Origin of the sequence: Amycolatopsis sp. NPDC051371, assembly GCF_040682155.1 — a bacterium.
Classification (GTDB): Bacteria; Actinomycetota; Actinomycetes; order Mycobacteriales; family Pseudonocardiaceae; genus Amycolatopsis.
The window spans coordinates 1-16931 of sequence record NZ_JBFBAG010000066.1 but is presented as its reverse complement, the minus strand read 5'-3'; the positions used below and the strand labels follow the sequence as shown (position 1 = coordinate 16931).

General features: G+C 71.4%; 18 protein-coding genes and 2 tRNA genes. 8 read left to right on the top strand and 12 right to left on the bottom strand.

The window, feature by feature from the left end; translation table 11 throughout:
• Window positions 1-4: 4 nt before the first annotated feature.
• The 5 genes from AB0M59_RS47910 to AB0M59_RS47890 form a co-directional block, all read right to left on the bottom strand.
• Window positions 5-370, bottom strand: a complete 366-nt coding sequence (locus AB0M59_RS47910; protein ID WP_364629181.1) for a hypothetical protein — start codon at window positions 368-370, stop codon at window positions 5-7.
• A 1-nt stretch (window position 371) separates the two neighbouring features.
• A complete protein-coding gene (locus AB0M59_RS47905) occupies window positions 372-1499 on the bottom strand; it encodes a hypothetical protein (protein ID WP_364629178.1) in 1128 nt (375 codons plus the stop codon).
• A gap of 106 nt (window positions 1500-1605) precedes the next feature.
• Window positions 1606-2127, bottom strand: a complete 522-nt coding sequence (locus tag AB0M59_RS47900) for a hypothetical protein (RefSeq protein ID WP_364629175.1) — start codon at window positions 2125-2127, stop codon at window positions 1606-1608.
• 236 nt (window positions 2128-2363) lie between these two features.
• Window positions 2364-3353 (bottom strand): LLM class flavin-dependent oxidoreductase, encoded by a 990-nt coding sequence (locus AB0M59_RS47895; protein ID WP_364629172.1) that lies wholly within the window; start codon window positions 3351-3353, stop codon window positions 2364-2366.
• Between the two features lie 31 nt (window positions 3354-3384).
• On the bottom strand, window positions 3385-4278 hold the full coding sequence (locus AB0M59_RS47890; protein ID WP_364629169.1) for an SMP-30/gluconolactonase/LRE family protein: 894 nt from the start codon (window positions 4276-4278) through the stop codon (window positions 3385-3387).
• Between the two features lie 116 nt (window positions 4279-4394).
• Between AB0M59_RS47890 and AB0M59_RS47885 the strand changes: the two genes are divergently transcribed.
• The gene (locus tag AB0M59_RS47885; RefSeq protein WP_364629166.1) at window positions 4395-5099 is read left to right on the top strand and encodes a TetR/AcrR family transcriptional regulator; all 705 of its coding nucleotides are present in this window, start codon (window positions 4395-4397) and stop codon (window positions 5097-5099) included.
• A 154-nt stretch (window positions 5100-5253) separates the two neighbouring features.
• Here AB0M59_RS47885 and AB0M59_RS47880 read toward each other — a convergent pair whose 3' ends face one another.
• Complete coding sequence (locus tag AB0M59_RS47880) at window positions 5254-6249, bottom strand: WYL domain-containing protein (RefSeq protein ID WP_364629163.1); 996 nt, start codon at window positions 6247-6249, stop codon at window positions 5254-5256.
• 112 nt (window positions 6250-6361) lie between these two features.
• Here AB0M59_RS47880 and AB0M59_RS47875 point away from each other — a divergent pair, with 112 nt between their 5' ends.
• Window positions 6362-6829, top strand: coding sequence for a VOC family protein (locus tag AB0M59_RS47875; RefSeq protein WP_364629160.1), 468 nt, complete (start codon window positions 6362-6364; stop codon window positions 6827-6829).
• A 58-nt stretch (window positions 6830-6887) separates the two neighbouring features.
• Window positions 6888-7916 (top strand): aldo/keto reductase, encoded by a 1029-nt coding sequence (locus AB0M59_RS47870; RefSeq protein ID WP_364629158.1) that lies wholly within the window; start codon window positions 6888-6890, stop codon window positions 7914-7916.
• A gap of 48 nt (window positions 7917-7964) precedes the next feature.
• On the opposite strand, the gene AB0M59_RS47865 is transcribed toward AB0M59_RS47870, so the two are convergent.
• Window positions 7965-8477, bottom strand: coding sequence for a lytic polysaccharide monooxygenase auxiliary activity family 9 protein (locus tag AB0M59_RS47865; RefSeq protein WP_364629155.1), 513 nt, complete (start codon window positions 8475-8477; stop codon window positions 7965-7967).
• Window positions 8478-8740: 263 nt separating this feature from the next.
• Here AB0M59_RS47865 and lexA point away from each other — a divergent pair, with 263 nt between their 5' ends.
• On the top strand, window positions 8741-9394 hold the full coding sequence (gene lexA, locus AB0M59_RS47860; RefSeq protein ID WP_364629152.1) for a transcriptional repressor LexA: 654 nt from the start codon (window positions 8741-8743) through the stop codon (window positions 9392-9394).
• A 6-nt stretch (window positions 9395-9400) separates the two neighbouring features.
• On the opposite strand, the gene AB0M59_RS47855 is transcribed toward lexA, so the two are convergent.
• Entirely contained in the window at window positions 9401-10606 is a 1206-nt protein-coding gene (locus AB0M59_RS47855) for a cytochrome P450 (RefSeq protein ID WP_364629149.1), read from the bottom strand.
• Window positions 10607-10705: 99 nt separating this feature from the next.
• Between AB0M59_RS47855 and AB0M59_RS47850 the strand changes: the two genes are divergently transcribed.
• Both AB0M59_RS47850 and AB0M59_RS47845 read left to right on the top strand, forming a co-directional pair.
• Window positions 10706-12160: an MFS transporter gene (locus AB0M59_RS47850; RefSeq protein ID WP_364629146.1), complete on the top strand. Its 1455-nt coding sequence runs from the start codon at window positions 10706-10708 to the stop codon at window positions 12158-12160.
• 113 nt (window positions 12161-12273) lie between these two features.
• Window positions 12274-13026 carry an SDR family oxidoreductase gene (locus tag AB0M59_RS47845; RefSeq protein WP_364629143.1) on the top strand — a complete coding sequence of 251 codons (753 nt, stop codon included), beginning with the start codon at window positions 12274-12276 and terminating at the stop codon, window positions 13024-13026.
• 18 nt (window positions 13027-13044) lie between these two features.
• Here the strand turns inward: AB0M59_RS47845 and AB0M59_RS47840 are convergent, their stop codons facing one another.
• Together AB0M59_RS47840 and AB0M59_RS47835 are read right to left on the bottom strand one after the other, a co-directional pair.
• On the bottom strand, window positions 13045-13296 hold the full coding sequence (locus AB0M59_RS47840; RefSeq protein WP_364629140.1) for a DUF4287 domain-containing protein: 252 nt from the start codon (window positions 13294-13296) through the stop codon (window positions 13045-13047).
• Between the two features lie 76 nt (window positions 13297-13372).
• Window positions 13373-14155, bottom strand: coding sequence for a class I SAM-dependent methyltransferase (locus tag AB0M59_RS47835; RefSeq protein WP_364629137.1), 783 nt, complete (start codon window positions 14153-14155; stop codon window positions 13373-13375).
• A 77-nt stretch (window positions 14156-14232) separates the two neighbouring features.
• Between AB0M59_RS47835 and AB0M59_RS47830 the strand changes: the two genes are divergently transcribed.
• Entirely contained in the window at window positions 14233-14835 is a 603-nt protein-coding gene (locus AB0M59_RS47830; protein ID WP_364629134.1) for a TetR family transcriptional regulator, read from the top strand.
• Between the two features lie 163 nt (window positions 14836-14998).
• Here AB0M59_RS47830 and AB0M59_RS47825 read toward each other — a convergent pair.
• Both AB0M59_RS47825 and AB0M59_RS47820 read right to left on the bottom strand, forming a co-directional pair.
• A tRNA-Val gene (locus tag AB0M59_RS47825) sits at window positions 14999-15070 on the bottom strand.
• 40 nt (window positions 15071-15110) lie between these two features.
• A tRNA-Val gene (locus AB0M59_RS47820) sits at window positions 15111-15185 on the bottom strand.
• Between the two features lie 191 nt (window positions 15186-15376).
• Between AB0M59_RS47820 and AB0M59_RS47815 the strand changes: the two genes are divergently transcribed.
• The gene (locus AB0M59_RS47815; protein WP_364629131.1) at window positions 15377-16825 is read left to right on the top strand and encodes a DHA2 family efflux MFS transporter permease subunit; all 1449 of its coding nucleotides are present in this window, start codon (window positions 15377-15379) and stop codon (window positions 16823-16825) included.
• Window positions 16826-16931: the final 106 nt, after the last annotated feature.

Sequence of the window (16931 nt, the reverse complement as noted above, 5' to 3'; positions counted from 1 at the left end):
CGCGTCACCACGACGACTTCATGACCCCGCCGCCGAAGTCGTGATCGTCGTCTTCCACGACGGGATCCGGTTCCGCCAGGTCGAGGGCCGCGAGCGCGGCGATCTCCGCCTTGGTCCCGGCTTCCGCGCCGGCGATGGCGGCCTGCTGTTCGTCTTCCGGCAGGGCGTGCCACTCGTCGACTTCCGCGTGCGCCGCCTCCAGCGTCTTTTCGCTCAGGTACGAGCGGTAGAGCAGGTCTTCCGGCTTCGCCCGGCCCGCCAGCACGTCGCGGGCGAAGTCGGCCAGGTCGCCCTCGCCGCGGGCGAGGAGCACCATCTGGTTGTGCCGGGCGAGCCGGCCTTGCCCGGCGCGCCACGGTGAGCTGTCCATGTCAGGTCCCCGGATGCTTGTAGGGCTCGCCCGGCCAGGTCCGGGCGGCGATTTCGCCGTTGCCCGCCACCAGTTCGGACACCGACGCGACCGTGTGCGCCAGCGCGGTGAGCGTGTCGATGGCGGTGCGCAGCGGGCTGACCTCGGCCAGGATGCCGGCGATCGCCTGACGCACGGACTCGCCGTCGCTGAGACCGACGATGCCGAGCAGGGCCAGTTCGAGGGCTTTCCCGAGTTTCAGCACCTTGCCGAGTACGGCGTCCAGCAGGGACTCGAGCGCGATGTCGAGGGCCTGCATGGCGTCGTAGGCCGCGCGGGCGAAGTTCTTGATCTTCCAGCCGGCCTCGGTGCAGAACTTGGCGTGGGCGGCGCAGGCGTACGAGTAGTCGGTGAGCCAGGCCCGCGCGGCTTCCCCGGCGTGCCCGGTCCAGCGTTCCTGGATGCCGAGGCGACCGCGATCGATGTTCTGCTTGATCTTGCCGAACGCGAGCCCGGTGTCTTCGAACAGCATGCCCTGCCCCAGCAGCAGGTCCCAGTCGCCGGTCACCAGCTTCTCGACGAGCGTCAGCAGGTCGGTCCCGATGATCTTGGTCAGCAGCCCGCGCACCGGCCCGGAGATCGCGGCCCCGCCCGCGATCTTGTCCGCGATGCGCTGGAGTTCGATGTTCCAGCCGCCGAACGCGTCCTCGCTCGGGGTGAACGACCACGGATACGGTTCGAGGGTCCGGGGGTTGAGGGACGCGTTGTCGAAGTCGGTGAAGGCCGCGGCGGTTTCCGGGGAGACGACGTCATCGGCGTCGACCCGTTCGGAGTGCGCGTCCGGATAGGACCGATCCGCCTTCTCCGCGGCCTCGTGATCGGTCGTGCGGTACAGCTTGGCCACGGCGACCAGCGCGATGTCGTAGGCGTCGGCGAGCGATGCGGCCTTGCGGTCGTTGGCGAGGCAGAGCGCCTGCCACTGGTCGAGCGGCTGGGCGAGGAGGTTGATCAGCACCCCCTCGCCGCCGGCGTTGGGGCCCTGGCCGGCGGCCGCCGACCAGAGCCCGGCCGCGGAACCGGCCCGGCCGGCGAGCGCGGCGAGCTTCCGGATCGCGTCCGGGTCCGCCGTGAAGTCGGTGCTGATGGTCATCCCCCTACGTTCGGCCATCCGGAGCATACGGGGGATTCGTCCGGATTCCCACGCTAAACCGTTCGGCCCACTCGCGCGTGTAAGGACGGCACCGCCACAGGCGCACTCAGTCCGTGACGTACCACTTTCCGTTGCGCAGCTCCAGAACGGCGTCACCCAGGTCGCCGGAGGTGAACTTGGCGCCCGACTTGATCGCCTTGGCCGGGATCTCGACCTTCGTCGCGGACTCGGTGATCCGGGACCGGTCCACTGTGGCGTCCAGCAGTGCTTTCCGCTGTGCAGCGGAGAACATCCCGAAGCTGATCGGAAGCGTCTGTTCGCACGGCCCGAAACCCTCGTCCTCCGCCTTCTTGGCGGCGGGCGCGGCGATTTCACAGGCCGTGGTGACGTCTTTGCCGCCCACCGCGTGCAGATAGGTTTCGTACCGCCCGACCGCGTCGTCGGCCGCCTTCCGCGTCGACGGGGCAGCCTGCGTGGTCGTGACCGGCGCCGCCGAGGCCGACGTCGTGGCCGGCGCCGGGGCGGTGCTCGAGGACGCCTGCGCCGCCGACGTGTCGCCCCCACCCGAACAGCCGGCGATCAGCAGGGCGACGCCGGCGGCGAGCAGGGGAAGTGCGCGAGCGGACATGGAGCACCTTTCGGGTCGGTGAGAACGGCCGGAGCTTAGGGGCCGGCGGCCGCGCACCGCGGCGAAATCGGCAAAACACAGGCCGAGAGCAACGCCACAACCAGGCACGAGTGACACTTTCGTGTGAATTGCCACGAAGATGGGTCACGGTCCGCTACTGTGCTGCGATCCTTTGACGCGCACGTGAATGTGCGACTTCCGCATGCGGCGGCGTCGCGGTGTCCCAGCCGCCGCGGCTACCTCGTCGCGGCGTCGAGGAACTTCTCGAGCTCGGCCCGGACGTCGGGCCCGCAGGGCTGGAACACGATCTCGGTGACGCCCCGGGCGGCGACCTCGTCCAGCCGCTCTCGGATCTGTTCGCGCGTACCGCTCATCGTCACGTCCCGCAGCATCGAGTGGCCGCCCGCCTTCCACGCCGCCTGGTCGGCCTCCCCCAGCTCCACGCAGTGACCACTGTGGACCGCGAGGTGCCGCCGCTCGGGCGGCGTCCGCTCCACCACCTCCAGCCACTCCGTGCCGCCCGGCAAGGCGCGCACGGCGGAGGAGCCGCCGAACTCGTAGGCGCCGTGGTAGGCCAGCGCCCAGCCGGGTCCGGCGGCCTGGCGTGCGTGCTCGGTGTCGGTGCGCTCGCTTTGGCCGAGCACTGTGCCCCACACGAGATAGGGCACCCACGAGTACTCACTCATGAACTCGGGCAGCTGCAGCGTGACGTACAGCCCGTCGCCGAGCTCTTTGGCCACCCGGTGCCCCTTCGGCCCCAGGGCGCCGATCAGGACGGGGACGTCGACGGGCCGGGCGGGGGCGTGCCCGGCCGGGTGCAGCATCTGCATCCGCGCCCCTTCCCACTCGACGACGTCGCCCCGCAGGAGACCGCGGAAGGCCCGGATGTAGGAGTCCATGTAGGACCAGGTGATCGCGCGGTATCCCATGGCGCGACGGCCGGTGAACCCGGTGCCGAAGGAGACCGCGACGCGGCCGGGCGCCAGCGCGGCGAGGGTGGCGGTCGCCGCGGCGTTGACCATCGGGTGCCGCAGGCTGGGCACCAGCACGCCGGGGGCGAGCCCGATCCGCTCGGTCCGTTCGGCGGCCAGCGCGAGGGTCATCCACACGTCCGAGCTCTGCTGGGGGGTGTCGTAGACCCACGCCCGGGTATAGCCCAGCTCTTCGGCCACGACGATATCGGCCGGCGAATCCAATGCGGTCGGGAAAGCGCAGGAGACCTCCATGAGGGCCCTCCATTTCACTCGACGGTCCGGGTCAGGGCAGGCCCGCGTGCGGAACCTCGACACCGACCGCGAGAAGCTGGGCCTCGCGGACCGGACGGCGTTCGTGCTCGGCGAAGGACGGCGCCGCGCAGAGGAACAGCGTTCGCCCGTCGTCGCCGCCGAGCATGCAGGCGAAGACCCCGGTGCCGGCGTCGATCTCGTCGAGGATCCGGCCGCCCTCCTGAACCCGGATGACGCGGTTGTGGACGGCGTCGGCCACCCAGATCGCGCCCTCGGCGTCGGCGCAGATGCCGTCGGGGGCCACCTCGAGGCGCTGGACCGCCTCTCCGACGTCCTCGGTCCGCGGCGTCTCCCCGAACTGCGCCCACACGCGCCGCCCGCTCAGCTCGCCGTCCTCGCCGATGTCGAAGGCGGTCAACCGGCCGGCGAAGGTCTCGGCGACCACCAGCACACCGCCGGGCAGGATCACCATGCCGTTGGGGAACCCGAGGTCCTCGGCGGCGACGGAAACGCTCCCGTCCGCATCGACGCGGGTAAGCGTCGTGTAGCGCAGTGGCGCGCCGCCCATGAGGTCGAAGCCGAAGTTGCCCACCCAAGCGCGGCCGCGGTCGTCGACGACCATGTCGTTGAGCACCCCGGACACCACTCCGGACAGGTCGGCGTACTCCGCCAGCCGCCCCGACCCGTCGCGCACGAAGACGCGATGGTCGCGCATCGACACGACGAGCAGGCGACCGTCGGGCAGGAACCCGAGGCCCGACGGCTGTCCGGGGACCTCGGCGACGACCTCGGCGCCGCCGCGGCCGTCGATCGCCACGACCTTCTCGGTGTAGAAGTCCGACACCCACAGCCGGCCGTCGTGCCACCTCGGGCACTCGAGGTAGGAGAAGCCCTCGAGCACGACAGCCGGTTGTCCTCGTCCCATCGTGACCTCTCCTCACGTCGTCGTCGACGGTTCCGCAGGTCTTCGCGCCAACTAACTGAGCGCCCAGTTACCATGACCTCGGGACCGGGACGTGTCAAGTCGAGAGGAGATCGGCGGTGGCAGGGAAAGAGCGCCGCGGCGGCGGGAGACACCCGGCGACGGCCGCGATGGAGCTCACGACCCACCTCGGGCCGGAATCGGTCCCTGGCGAGTTCTGGGGCGAGGGCACCTCCCCGGTGGCTCGCGCACTGCTGTCCTCGGCGGTGCAGTGCTTCGCCCGCAAGGGTTTTCACGCCACCACCACCCGCGACATCACCGCCGTCGTCGGCCTCAGTCCCGGCTCGCTGTACGTGCACTTCTCCTCGAAAGAGGCCGTTCTGTTCCAGATCGCCCGGACCGGTCACGAGCGCGCCCTCGCGACGCTGAAGGCCCAGCACGACGACGGCGACACCCGGCGCCACGTCAGGCAGCTGGTGGCCGGACACGTGTCGTGGCACGCTCGCCACCACACCGTGGCGAGGGTGTGCCAGTACGAACTGGCGGCGCTCGAGGCGGCGCACCTCGGCGAGATCCTCGAGCTCCGGCAGCAGTTCTCCGCGATGGTGCACACCGCGGTGGAACGCGGAGTCCGGGAAGGCGTCTTCGACGTGCCCGACATCGGCCGGGCGGTGCGCGCGATCTTGTCGCTCGGCATCGACCTCGTGCGCTGGTACCGCCTCGACGGCGCGGACTCGCCCGAGACCCTCGGCGAGTCCTACGCCGAGCTCGCCGCCCGGATGCTCCGTTCCCCCTCCCCCACCGGCGGCGCACGCGGCGCTTGATCATGTGCGGCGGTCTCACCGAGAGCCCGGACAGCGCTGCCCTTCACACCGGCTCCGCGGCTAGGTCGGCGGCCGTCCAGGCCAGTGCGATCGCCGTCCGGCGCCGCCCGGGCGGCGCGGCGCTGAGCACACCGGGCGAGCCCTCCGGACCGTGTCACGCCGGTGGAGGCACGCCGGCGGTGCGGCCGGCCCGGCGCGACAGCTCGGCGAAGGCCTCCCGGAGTGCCGGGGGCCCGATCACCTCGACCTCGGTGTCGAACCGCGCCAGCGCCGCGGCGAGCGCCGCCCACGACCACGACCCGGACACCACCCTGGTTCTCGCGGGGCCGAGCTCCTCGACGACCCCGTCCCCGGCGAAGGGCGCGACCTCCGGCGCCGGGAGATCGAGGATCACCTCGCCGCGGCACGGCCACGCGTCGGTGGCCTCCGAACCCTTGAACCGGGCGGAAAGGAACGCGGCGACGTCACCACCCGGCACCTCCCGGGGCGCGAACCGCGGGCCGGTCGGCGTGCGCGGGGTCATCCGGTCGGCGCGGTAGATCCGCCAGTCCTCGCGCTCGGGACTCCACCCGACCACGTACCAGCGACCGGCCCGGACCACGAGGTGGTGGGGCTGCACGCGGCGGGGCGGCCGGGTGTCCTCCGGCCGCCCCGGCGACCGGTAGTCGAACCGCACCTCCTCCCCCGCCCGGACCGCGGCGCTCAGCGCGAGCAGGACGTCGGTGTCGGCCTGGGCGTCACGGCCTCGCGACTCGACCGCGGAGACCGCGAGGGCGTCGACGCGGTGCCGCAGCCTCGCCGGCAGCACCTGGCGCACCGTGGTCAGCGCACGCGCGGCAGCTTCCTCGATGCCTGCTCCCGTCCCGACCGCGAGCCGCAACGCGACGGCCAGGGCGATCGCCTGCTCTTCGTCGAACAACAGCGGCGGAACCTGGCTGCCCGCTTCGAGGCGGTAGCCACCGTCCGGTCCTTTGACCGCGTGGACGGGATAACCGAGCTCGCGCAGCCGGTCGACGTCCCGGCGGACCGTGCGCTCGCTGACGCCCAGCCGCCGGGCGAGCTGTTCCCCCGGCCAGTCCCGGCGAACCTGCAGCAGGGAAAGGAGCGACAGCAGGCGACCGGACGTCGCCGTCGAAGAGGCGATCGGCATGAGTCCCACCTTGTCACGAGTAGCGGACATTCCCTGACCGGTACTGCTGCCAAAGTCGGCCGCATCGCCGGAGACCTCCGGCGGCCGACCGCTCGTGAAGGACCCGCACACCATGTCGCTCAACGCTGTCGCCCACCTGAACTTCCACGGCCAGGCCCGCGCGGCCCTGGACTTCTACCAGTCGGTCTTCGGCGGGCAGGCCACCGTCGTCACCTACGGGGACTTCGGGATGCCCGCCGAAGCGCCCGACGCCGGCAAGGTGGTGTTCGGCCAGGTCGTCGCCGACAACGGCTTCCGGGTCATGGCCTACGACGTGCCCGGCGCCGGCGCACCGGCCGCGCCCGAAGCGCCCACCACCCGCCGCGAGAACGGCACGACGATCACCACCGAGCCGTTCTTCCTTTCCGTCCGCGGCGCGACCGTCGACGAGGTCGCCGCGGTGTGGGACCGGCTCGCCGAGGGCGCCACCGTCGTCGAAGCGTTCGGTCCCGCCCAGTGGGCGCCCGCTTTCGGGATGCTGACCGACCGCTTCGGCGTCACCTGGATCGTCGACGTCGCCGCCGAGTACGCCCAGGCCTGACGCCGTCCGTCGCGGGGGTGCGGCCCGGCCGCGCCCCCGCCCGTCCCAGGAGACACCCGTGCACTTGCGCCCCCTCGGCCGCACCGGCATCCAGGTCAGCACCTTCACCCTCGGCACGATGATGTTCGGCCCGTACGGGAACCCCGACCCCGGCGAGTGCGTCCGCATCGTCCACCGCGCGCTCGACGGCGGCATCAACGTCATCGACACCGCCGACGTCTACGGCGGTGACGGCGAATCCGAGCGGATCGTCGGCAAGGCGCTGCGCGGCCGCCGCAACGACGTCGTCCTCGCCACCAAGGGCAACGGCCCGATGGGGACGGACCCCAACCGGCGCGGCAGTTCCCGTCGCTGGCTGGTCACCGCGGTCGAAGGCTCACTGCGCCGCCTCGGTGTCGACCACATCGACCTCTACCAGGTCCACCACCCCGACCCCGGCACCGACGTCGAAGAAACCCTCGGCGCCCTGACCGACCTGCTCCGCGCGGGCAAGGTCCGCGCCATCGGCCACTCCAACCTGCCGGCGTCGGAGATCGTCGAAGCCCAGTGGGCGGCCGAGCGGCGGGGGCTGGCCCGGTTCCGCACCGAACAGCCGCACTACTCGATCCTCAACCGCGGCATCGAGCGCGAGATCCTGCCGGTCTGCGAGCGCTACGGCCTCGGCGTCCTGGTGTGGAGCCCGCTGGCCATGGGGTTGCTTTCCGGGCGCCTGCGCAAGGGCGGCGAGGAGAAGGCCTCGGCGGGCCGGCTGCACTGGGCGCCGCGGCACATGACCGACGAACGCAAGCTCGACGCCGTCGAAGCGCTCATCCCGGTGGCCGAGCGAGCCGGACTTTCCCTGCCGCACCTCGCGCTCGCGTTCGTCACCGCGCACCCCGCGGTCACGTCGGCCGTCATCGGGCCCCGCACCGAGCGGCAGCTGGACGACCTGCTCGCCGGCGCGGACACCGCACTCGACGAGGAATTCCTGGACCGCATCGACGAGATCGTCCCGCCGGGAACCGACCTCGGCGCGATCGACGTGGAGTACGTACCCCCGCCGCTGAAACAGCCGGACCTCCGTCGCCGTCCCGCTCGTTCCGGCTGAGGGGCGGCGGCCGCCCGGGAGCCGCGCGCTCCCGGGCGGCCCGGAACCTCAGCCCACCTGCAGGTCGATGCAGGAGTAGAACGCGTTCGTCGTGTCCGCGATGTTCCACACCGCCAGCACCGTCTGGCGTCCCGGGTGGCCACTCAGGTCCACCTGGTGCGAAACGGTTTCCGGCGGCTGCTCGTTGTTGCCGCTGACGTCGGCGACCTTCTCGTTGCCGATCCAGTACTCGTAGTTCGTCGTGCGGTGGCGGGCCGTGAAGGTCCACGTGAACGTCGCCGTCGTGCCGACCGGGGACGCCTGCCAGCCCTTGCCGTTGTCGTTCAGCTCGGCGAACTGCTCGTTGCCGCCGTTGCAGGACTTCAGGCCCTTCGGCCCCTCGACGCTCTGGGGTTCGTACGTGATGTCGCCGCACGACACCGTGCCCTGCGCGCACTGCGCCTGGCGGCTCGCCGGGGAGTTGACGTAGCCGTGGGCGCTCGCGATCCCGGCGGGGCTCACCACCACCAGGACCGGGGCCAGGAGAGCACCCGCCGCGGCCGCGACCAGTTTGCGGTTCATACCGACTCCTTCGGGGACAGGCTCGCTTCCCGCCGCCGGGTACGACGAAGTCGCGGCGGGCACGCCCACCGCGTCGGGAAGGGGTTCGAGCGAAGGAAAATTGTGGTCTAGACCATACGTCGGAGTGGACGGTTGGTCAACAGATGGCAAAGTCCGAGTTCATGTTGGTAAGACGCCAACCGTCACCCGGTGTTCCGTTCAGCGGGACTCGCCGGGGCGACCGGGACGCACCACGCGACGCGCCTGCCTCTAGGATTCCGCCGGTGACCACCTACGACGACACGTTCGAGCACCTCGACGCCTCCGCCCTGCCCGAGCGGCAGCAGAAGATCCTGGTGGCCATCCGGGACTGGGTGGTCGGCCACGGCTACTCCCCCAGCACCCGCGAGATCGGCGAGGCCGTCGGCCTGCAGTCGACGTCGTCGGTGTCGAAGCACCTGGCGAGCCTGGAGGACAAGGGGTTCCTGCGCCGCGGTGCGGGCGTGTCCCGCCCGATGGACGTGCGCGCGTTCCTGCACGGCAGCGAGGCGCGCGAGGACGGCGACTCCGTCCCGGTGCCGGTCGTCGGCGACATCGCCGCCGGCACGCCGATCTCGGCCGTCGAGCACGTCGACGACGTCCTCAAGCTGCCCCGCGACCTCACCGGCCGAGGCACCGTCTTCGGCCTGCGCGTGCGCGGCGACTCGATGATCGACGCCGCGATCTGCGACGGCGACATCGTCGTGGTCAAGCAGCAGACCGAGGCCCACTCGGGCCAGATCGTCGCGGCGATGATCGACGAGGAGGCGACGGTCAAGGTGTACCGGCGCCGCAACGGCCACGTCTACCTCGAGCCCCGCAACCCCGCCTACGACGTCATCGACGGCGACCAGGCGGCGATCCTGGGCGTGGTCGTGTCGGTGCTGCGGAGCGTCTGACCCGCTTCACCAGGTGACCAGCAGCTCGTACACGCCGTACACCGACCCGTCGTGCTTGAACGGGACCCGGTCGAGGTCGGTCGCGAGGGCGAGTGTCGGGATCCGCCGGTACAGCGTGCTGTAGACGACCTGCAGCTCGAGCCGGGCCAGCGGCTGGCCGAGGCACTGGTGGACACCGAAGCCGAAGGCGACGTGGCGGTGCGCGTCGCGGGTGAGGTCGAGCCGGTCGCCGTCCGGGAAGACCGCCGGGTCGCGGTTGGCGACGTCGTTGGCCATGATCAGGCCCTCCCCCGCGCGGATCGTCACGCCGCCGATCTCGATGTCCTCCAGCGCGAGGCGGCGGCGGCCGTTGTGCGTGATGTTGAGGTAGCGCAACAGTTCTTCGACCGCCGAGGCCACCAGGGCCGGATCGTCGCCCTCCCGCAGCAGCGCCAGCTGGTCCGGGTGCTCCAGCAGGGCCAGGGTGCCGAGCGCGATCATGTTCGCCGTCGTCTCGTGGCCGGCGATGAGCAGCAGCACGCCCATCTGCGCCGCCTCCGTGCGCGACAGCTCCCCCGCGTTCACCCGGGTGGCGAGCCCGGAGAGCAGGTCGTCGGCGGGCGCCTCGAGCTTCTCCCCCATCAGGCGGTCGAGGTAGCCGACGAGCGCCTGGTGCCCGGCCGCCCGCTCCTCGGGCTTCGCGTCCCGCCGGATGATCAGCTTGCTGTTCTCCTGGAAGAAGTCGTGGTCGGCGTACGGGACGCCGAGCAGCTCGCAGATCACCAGGGACGGCACCGGCAGCGCGAACGCCTCGACGAGGTCGACCGGCTTCGGTCCGGCCAGCAGCCGGTCGATCTGCTCGTCGACGATCTTCTGCACCGCCGGGCGCATCGCGGCCGTGCGGCGGATCGTGAACGGCGCGGTCACCATTTTCCGCAGCCGCGCGTGCTCCGGGTTGTCCATCAGGATGAAGCTGATCCCGGTGCCACCCTTGGGCAGCGGCGCCGGGCTCGGGTAGCCGGGGCGGGTGATGTCGGCGCTGACGCGCGGATCGGCCAGCAGCGTCCGCTGCTCGGCGTAGCGGGTGACGAGCCACGGCGTGCTGCCGTCCCACAACCGCACGCGCGCGAGCGGCGCCTCCCCCTGCAGCGCGCGGGCCGCGGGCGGCGGGTCGAACGGACAGCCCGCGGCGCGCGTCATCGGGAACTCGGGGATCTCGGCGGTGCTCGTCATCGTTCCTCCGTGGTGGCCGTCAGTTCGTGATCAGTCAACCGAAGACTGCTAAGCTAAGTCAAGCGACTGATTTAATTCGGACATCCGGAGGACCGCCCCGTGCTCGACCCATCCACGCCCGCCGGAGAGGCGTCGCCCCGCGCGAACCTCGTCGTCGCGGTCCTCGCCCTCGCGGGCATCACCGTCTCGCTGATGCAGACGCTGGTCATCCCGCTGATCCCCGCGCTGCCCGGGCTGCTGCACGCCTCCGCGGCCGACGCCACCTGGGCCATCACGGCCACCCTGCTCGCGGGCGCGGTGGCGACGCCGACCATGGGGCGGCTCGGCGACATGTACGGCAAGCGGCGGATGCTGCTCGTCAGCCTCGGCGCGCTGGTCGTGGGGTCGGCGATCGGCGCGCTCTCCGACACCCTCGTGCCGATGGTCGCCGGCCGGACACTGCAGGGCCTGGCCGCCGGCGTCATCCCGCTCGGGATCAGCATCATGCGGGACGAGCTGCCCGCCGAACGGCTCGGCTCGGCCACGGCGCTGATGAGCGCGTCCCTCGGCGTCGGCGGCGCGCTGGGGCTGCCCGCGGCGGCGCTGCTGGCCGAAAATGCCGACTGGCACGTGCTTTTCTGGACCGCGGCCGGCCTGGGCCTGGTGGTCACCGCGCTCGTCGTCGCGCTCGTGCCGGAGTCGCCGGTGCGCACCGGCGGCCGGTTCGACGTCCTCGGCGCGGCTGGGCTTTCGATCGCCCTCGTGTGCCTGCTGCTGGCGATCTCGAAGGGCGCCGACTGGGGCTGGGGCAGCGCGGCGACGCTCGGCCTGGTCGCCGCGGCCGTGCTGGTGCTGGCGCTGTGGGGCCGGTGGGAGCTGCGCACCCCGCGGCCGTTGGTCGACCTGCGGACGAGCGCGCGGCGCCAGGTGCTGCTGACGAACATCGCGTCGGCGGTCTTCGGGTTCGCGATGTTCGCGATGTCGCTGGTGCTGCCCCAGCTCCTGCAGCTGCCGGCCGCCACCGGGTACGGCCTCGGCCGGTCGATGCTGGTCGTGGGCCTGGTGATGGCGCCGTCGGGGCTGGTCATGATGGCGCTGGCGCCGGTGTCCGCGCGCATCACGGCCACGCGCGGCCCGAAGACGACGCTGATGCTCGGCGCGGTCGTCGTCGCCGCCGGGTACGCGCTCGGCATCTTCCTGATGAGCGCGACCTGGCACCTGGTGCTGGTTTCGAGCGTCATCGGCGCCGGCATCGGGCTCGCGTACGGCGCGATGCCCTCGCTCGTGATGGGCGCTGTCCCGGTCTCGGAAACCGCGGCCGCGAACAGCCTCAACACGCTGATGCGCTCGATCGGGACGTCGGTCTCGAGCGCCACCGCCGGTCTGATCCTCGCGCGGCTGACCGTCCGGTTCGGACCGGTGGAACTGCCTTCGCAGAACGGTTTCCGGCTCGTGCTGGGCATGGGGGCGGCCGCGGCGCTGATCGCGCTGGCCGTCGCCGCCTTCCTGCCTCGGCACACTCCGGCGGCCCCGGCGCCCGCGAGCCCGGAGCCCGCGGCGGCGCTGCGCCGCTGACCGCCGGCTCCCCGGGCGGTTCGCGCGCGGTGCGCGTCCGGTCAGCGCCGGGCGCGAGCCTCGGAGTCGTCGCCGGGCCACCACGGCCCGGCACCGACCCGGAGGAGCCGGACATGACGAAAAACGCCTTGGTGACCGGAGCTTCGCGAGGGATCGGCCGCGCGATCGCTGTGCGACTCGCCGCCGACGGAGCCGTCGTCGCCGTGCACCACGGCGGCAACGAGATCGCCGCCAAGGAGACCGTCGCGCTGATCGAGGACGCCGGCGGGCGCGCCTTCCCGGTGTCCGCCCGGTTCGGCGAAGCCGGCGCTGTCGACCGGCTGGCCGACGCGGTCACCGGGGCGTTCGGCGACGCCGGGCTGGACATCCTCGTGAACAACGCGGGCATCGGCTCGCACAGCGGTACCGGCCAGGTGACCGAGGAGGAGCTGGACCGGCTGCTGGCCGTCAACGTCAAGACGCCGATGCTGCTGGTCCAGCGGTTGATGCCGGTGCTCAACGACGGCGGCCGGGTCGTGACGGTCGGCTCGATGGCCTCGCGGATCGCGGTGCAGAGCCAGATCGCCTACACCGTCAGCAAAGCCGCCGTCGAGGCGCTCGCGCCGACGCTGGCCAACGAGCTCGGCCGTCGTGGGATCACCGTCAACACGGTCGCGCCCGGGCCGATCCGGACCGACCTGACCGAGCCGCTGCTGGCGATCCCCGAGGCGGCGGCCGGCCTCACGGCGATAACCGCGCTGGGCCGGATCGGCGAGCCCGAAGACGTCGCCGACGTCGTCGGGTTCCTGGCCGGGCCGGGCGGCCGCTGGATCACCGGCCGCACCCTCGACGTCTCCGGCGGCACGTACCTCGGGCCGATCGCCTGAGCGGGCCCGGCCGCCCGGTCACGCCCGGGCGGCCACGCCGTCGAGGTGGAGCACGCCGTCGGTGTGGTGCGCGGCGACGAACTCGGGACCCTTGGTGACGAGCCGCGCGATCGCCGTCGCGTGGCCGTGGCCGAGGCCGTGCTCGGTCTTCAGCCACGTGATGATCTCGCCGTGCTTCGTGAGCTTCTTCTCCGCCGCGAGGTCGAGAAAGGCGCGCGGGGTGATGCCGGTCTGCTTCTCCGCGTTGTCGAGGTAAGCCTGAAAAGACATGGCGACTCCCAGTTCGGGCCGAAGGTTCTTCGGTCTGTCTTGCTTGTCACCAAGGTCTCACCGACAACTTTTTTTGTCAAGGCTTGGTCGCGACAACCGCCAGCGTCGTGTACGACAGGGTGAAGCCACCGCCGAGCGCGTCGATCGCCGCGCCGACACCGGCAAGGACGTCGGCCAGCGCGTCGGGCTCGAGCCGCGTCAGGCCGCCGGTCGTCGGCAGGAGATCCAGCCATTCGTCGCGCGTGTAGGCGTGCTCCCAGGTGAACCGCCACTGTTCGGGTTCGCCGAAGCGGCCCGACTCCCGGATGCCGTCGGCGAACTTGGCGAACATGACTTCGTAGAGTTCGGCGGCACTTCTCGACTCCTGCGCGAACGGCGAGCCGGGCAGCACCCGCCGGATACCCTCCGCGAGGGCGTCCGCGACCGGGTCCGGCGGCTGGAACACGTGCGCGAACAGGCCGAGCAGGCCACCGGGACGCAGGACGTCGGCCGCCTTCGCCGGGCCGGCGACGGGGTCGACCCAGTGCCACGCCTGCCCGGCGACGACCGCGCCGAAGGTCCGGCCTTTCCCGTCCCAGTCCTCGAACTTCGCGACTTCGACGTCGATGCCGGTGTTCCGCGCGAAGGCGGCCATCCGCGGATCGGGGTCGACGCCGAGCACCCGGCGGCCCGCAGCACGGAACTGCCGCGCCTCGATGCCGGTGCCGCAGCCGACGTCGAGGAAGTCGGGGCCGGGACTCGCGGCGACGAGACGAGCGACGAGTTCGGCGGGATACTCCGGCCGGGCGCGGTCGTAGCGTTCGGTGTCGATCCCGAAGGATTCGGCGAAGGCACGGGCTTCATGAGGCTGAGTGGGCATGCGCCCACATTAATGGGCACTTGCCCACTAGGGCAACCGCGTGGCCGTTCGCGCCGGGCGTAACGGAGAATGGGGCCATGCCGACCGGTGTCCACCTGCGCGACGTGCGCCAGCAGTTGTTCCACGCCGCCGAGCGGGTCCTGCTCCGCGAAGGCCCGAACGCACTGACGAGCCGAGCGGTGACCGCCGAAGCCGACGTCGCGAAGGGCGTACTCCACCGCCACTTCGCCGACTTCGACGCGTTCCTGGCGGAGCTGGTCCTGGACCGCATCGCCCGCCTGACGGACCAGGCAGCGATCCTCCAAGCGTCGGCGGGAACCCGCACGGTGACGGCGAACCTGGTGGACGCGCTGACGGAGCTGTTCGACCCGGTCTCGGTGGCGTTGACGAGCTTGGTGTTCTTCCGCGACGAACTCCGCACCCGCCTACGCCGCCCAGGCACCGACGGCCTGCCCTTCCTGGCGGAAGCGCGAGAGATGCTGTCGGCCTACCTGACAGCCGAGCGAGCCCAGGGCCGCATAGCGGCGGACGCAGACGCGAATTCCCTGGCCCTGTCCTTGATCGGAGCAAGCCACCTGCTCTTCGCAGGCCGCCAACGCCACACCCTCCCAGACCCAGCAGAGCTGGAAAAACTCATCCAGACAGTCATCGCGGACGTAGTCCAACGACGCTTGCTGTAAAAAGTCCGAAGTGGACGAAAGTCTGGCCCGCCACGACACGCAACCACACGCGGGGGGTCCGGGGGCGTGCCCCCGGCGGGGGTGTGGGGGTTCGACCCCCACAAGACACAGAACGAGAGGGCCATGTTCGCGCATTCCGCGAACACAACCCTCCCGATTCGAGTGGGCGATACTGGGATCGAACCAGTGACCTCTTCGGTGTGAACGAAGCGCTCTCCCCCTGAGCTAATCGCCCGTCGTACGAACTTCCACGAGTTCCCCGGGGGCCGGGCTCGTGGTGCGCGATACTGGGATTGAACCAGTGACCTCTTCCGTGTCAGGGAAGCGCTCTCCCGCTGAGCTAATCGCGCGCTGCGGAACTCCGTACTCGCTGAAGCATATCGGACGGTTCCGGAGGGTCATCAGGGGGTCGGGTGTGACCGCGCGCACGGCGTAAACCGCCGTGACACGAAGGCGCCGAAACGGGCACACTGCAAGGGCAGCACGCTCCCGCCCCGGCCGTCGCCGGGCCCGTGCGCCTGACCAGGAGAACTTTCACCCCGTGACCGACACCGTGTCCACCCCGCCCGCCGACCTGGATCGCGCTCCGGTGCGCCCGGGGCTCCTCATCGGGGTCCTCGTGCTGTCCGCGTTCGTGATGATCCTCAACGAGACGATCCTGAGCGTCGCACTGCGTGACCTGACCGTCGACTTGCGGGTGCCGACCACGACCGTGCAGTGGCTGACCAGCGGGTTCCTGCTGACCATGGCCGTCGTCATCCCGACGACCGGGTTCCTGCTCGACCGGTTCTCGCCGCGCCAGGTCTTCCTCTTCTCGTTGTCGGCGTTCAGCCTCGGCACGTTGCTGTGCGCGCTCGCGCCCGGGTTCGGGATGCTGATGGCCGGGCGCGTGGTGCAGGCGTGCGGCACGGCGGTGATGCTGCCGTTGCTGATGACGACGGTGATGCGGCTGGTGCCGCCGGAGCGGCGCGGCGCGACGATGGGCACGATCACGATCGTCATCGCGGTGGCGCCCGCGATCGGGCCGACGATCGGTGGCGCGGTGCTCTCGTCGCTGGGCTGGCGCTGGATGTTCTGGATCGTGCTGCCGCTGTCGATCGCGGCGCTGGTGACCGGTGCGCTGCAGCTGCGCCTGGACAGTGAGACCCGGCGGGTGCCGCTGGACGTGCCGTCGGTGCTGCTGTCGGCGATCGGGTTCGGCGGGGTGCTGTACGGGTTGTCGTCGACCGGCGAGCAGGGCGGCGCGGAGCCGCTGGTGCCGGCGTGGGTGCCGATCGTCGTCGGTGTCGTCGCGCTGGTGGTGTTCACCTGGCGGCAGCTGCGGCTGCAGCGCCGCGACCGGGCGCTGCTGGACTTGCGGCCGTTCACGCACCGGAGTTTCGTGGTGGCGCTGGTGCTGACGTCGCTGCTGTTCGTGTGCCTGATCGGCGCGGCGGCGATCCTGCTGCCGCTGTACCTGCAGACGGTGCTGCACACGAGCACGTTCGTCAGCGGCTTGGCGGTCCTGCCCGGCGGCCTGGTGCTCGGCCTGCTGGGGCGCCCGGTGGGTGCGCTGTTCGACAAGGTGGGAGCACGCCCGCTGGTGATCCCGGGCGCGGCGGCGATGGCGGTGTCGCTGTGGCTGTTCACGACACTGGGGGCGGGCTCGCCGCTGATCGCGGTGATCGGGATCCACGTGCTGCTGATGACCGGGCTCGGGCTGATGATGACACCGCTGTTCACCGAGTCACTGGGCGCGCTGCCGGAACACCTGTACTCCCACGGGAGCGCGATCCTGTCGACGCTGCAGCAGGTGGCGGGAGCGCTGGGGACCGCGGTGTTCGTGAGCGTGGCAACGCTGTGGAGCGCGTCCGGCGCCGCCGCGGGGCCGGACGCTTCCGGGCTGCGGGCCGCGTTCGTGGTCGCCGGGGTGGTCGGGTTGCTGGCCTTCGCGGGGACCTGGTTCATCCGCAAGTCGACGCCCGGGACCACGGCGGCTCCGAAGCACTGACGGTCGTGAGTGAGAAACAGTGTTCTACTCGTTCGCCGTCGTGGACGAAGCGCGCGCTGACGCAGACGCGCGAAGTGGTCGTCGGCGGCTGGCGGACCGGTGCCGG

Excerpts from the sequence above, each read along its gene's own strand:
- AB0M59_RS47840 (WP_364629140.1), bottom strand. The coding sequence starts at position 13,296 with ATGTCTTTTCAGGCTTACCTCGACAACGCGGAGAAGCAGACCGGCATC.
- AB0M59_RS47845 (WP_364629143.1), top strand. The coding sequence starts at position 12,274 with ATGACGAAAAACGCCTTGGTGACCGGAGCTTCGCGAGGGATCGGCCGC.
- AB0M59_RS47880 (WP_364629163.1), bottom strand. The coding sequence starts at position 6,249 with ATGCCGATCGCCTCTTCGACGGCGACGTCCGGTCGCCTGCTGTCGCTC.
- AB0M59_RS47910 (WP_364629181.1), bottom strand. The coding sequence starts at position 370 with ATGGACAGCTCACCGTGGCGCGCCGGGCAAGGCCGGCTCGCCCGGCAC.
- AB0M59_RS47830 (WP_364629134.1), top strand. The coding sequence starts at position 14,233 with ATGCCGACCGGTGTCCACCTGCGCGACGTGCGCCAGCAGTTGTTCCAC.
- AB0M59_RS47875 (WP_364629160.1), top strand. The coding sequence starts at position 6,362 with ATGTCGCTCAACGCTGTCGCCCACCTGAACTTCCACGGCCAGGCCCGC.
- AB0M59_RS47835 (WP_364629137.1), bottom strand. The coding sequence starts at position 14,155 with ATGCCCACTCAGCCTCATGAAGCCCGTGCCTTCGCCGAATCCTTCGGG.
- AB0M59_RS47905 (WP_364629178.1), bottom strand. The coding sequence starts at position 1,499 with ATGACCATCAGCACCGACTTCACGGCGGACCCGGACGCGATCCGGAAG.
- AB0M59_RS47900 (WP_364629175.1), bottom strand. The coding sequence starts at position 2,127 with ATGTCCGCTCGCGCACTTCCCCTGCTCGCCGCCGGCGTCGCCCTGCTG.
- AB0M59_RS47865 (WP_364629155.1), bottom strand. The coding sequence starts at position 8,477 with ATGAACCGCAAACTGGTCGCGGCCGCGGCGGGTGCTCTCCTGGCCCCG.
- AB0M59_RS47855 (WP_364629149.1), bottom strand. The coding sequence starts at position 10,606 with ATGACGAGCACCGCCGAGATCCCCGAGTTCCCGATGACGCGCGCCGCG.
- AB0M59_RS47895 (WP_364629172.1), bottom strand. The coding sequence starts at position 3,353 with ATGGAGGTCTCCTGCGCTTTCCCGACCGCATTGGATTCGCCGGCCGAT.
- AB0M59_RS47890 (WP_364629169.1), bottom strand. The coding sequence starts at position 4,278 with ATGGGACGAGGACAACCGGCTGTCGTGCTCGAGGGCTTCTCCTACCTC.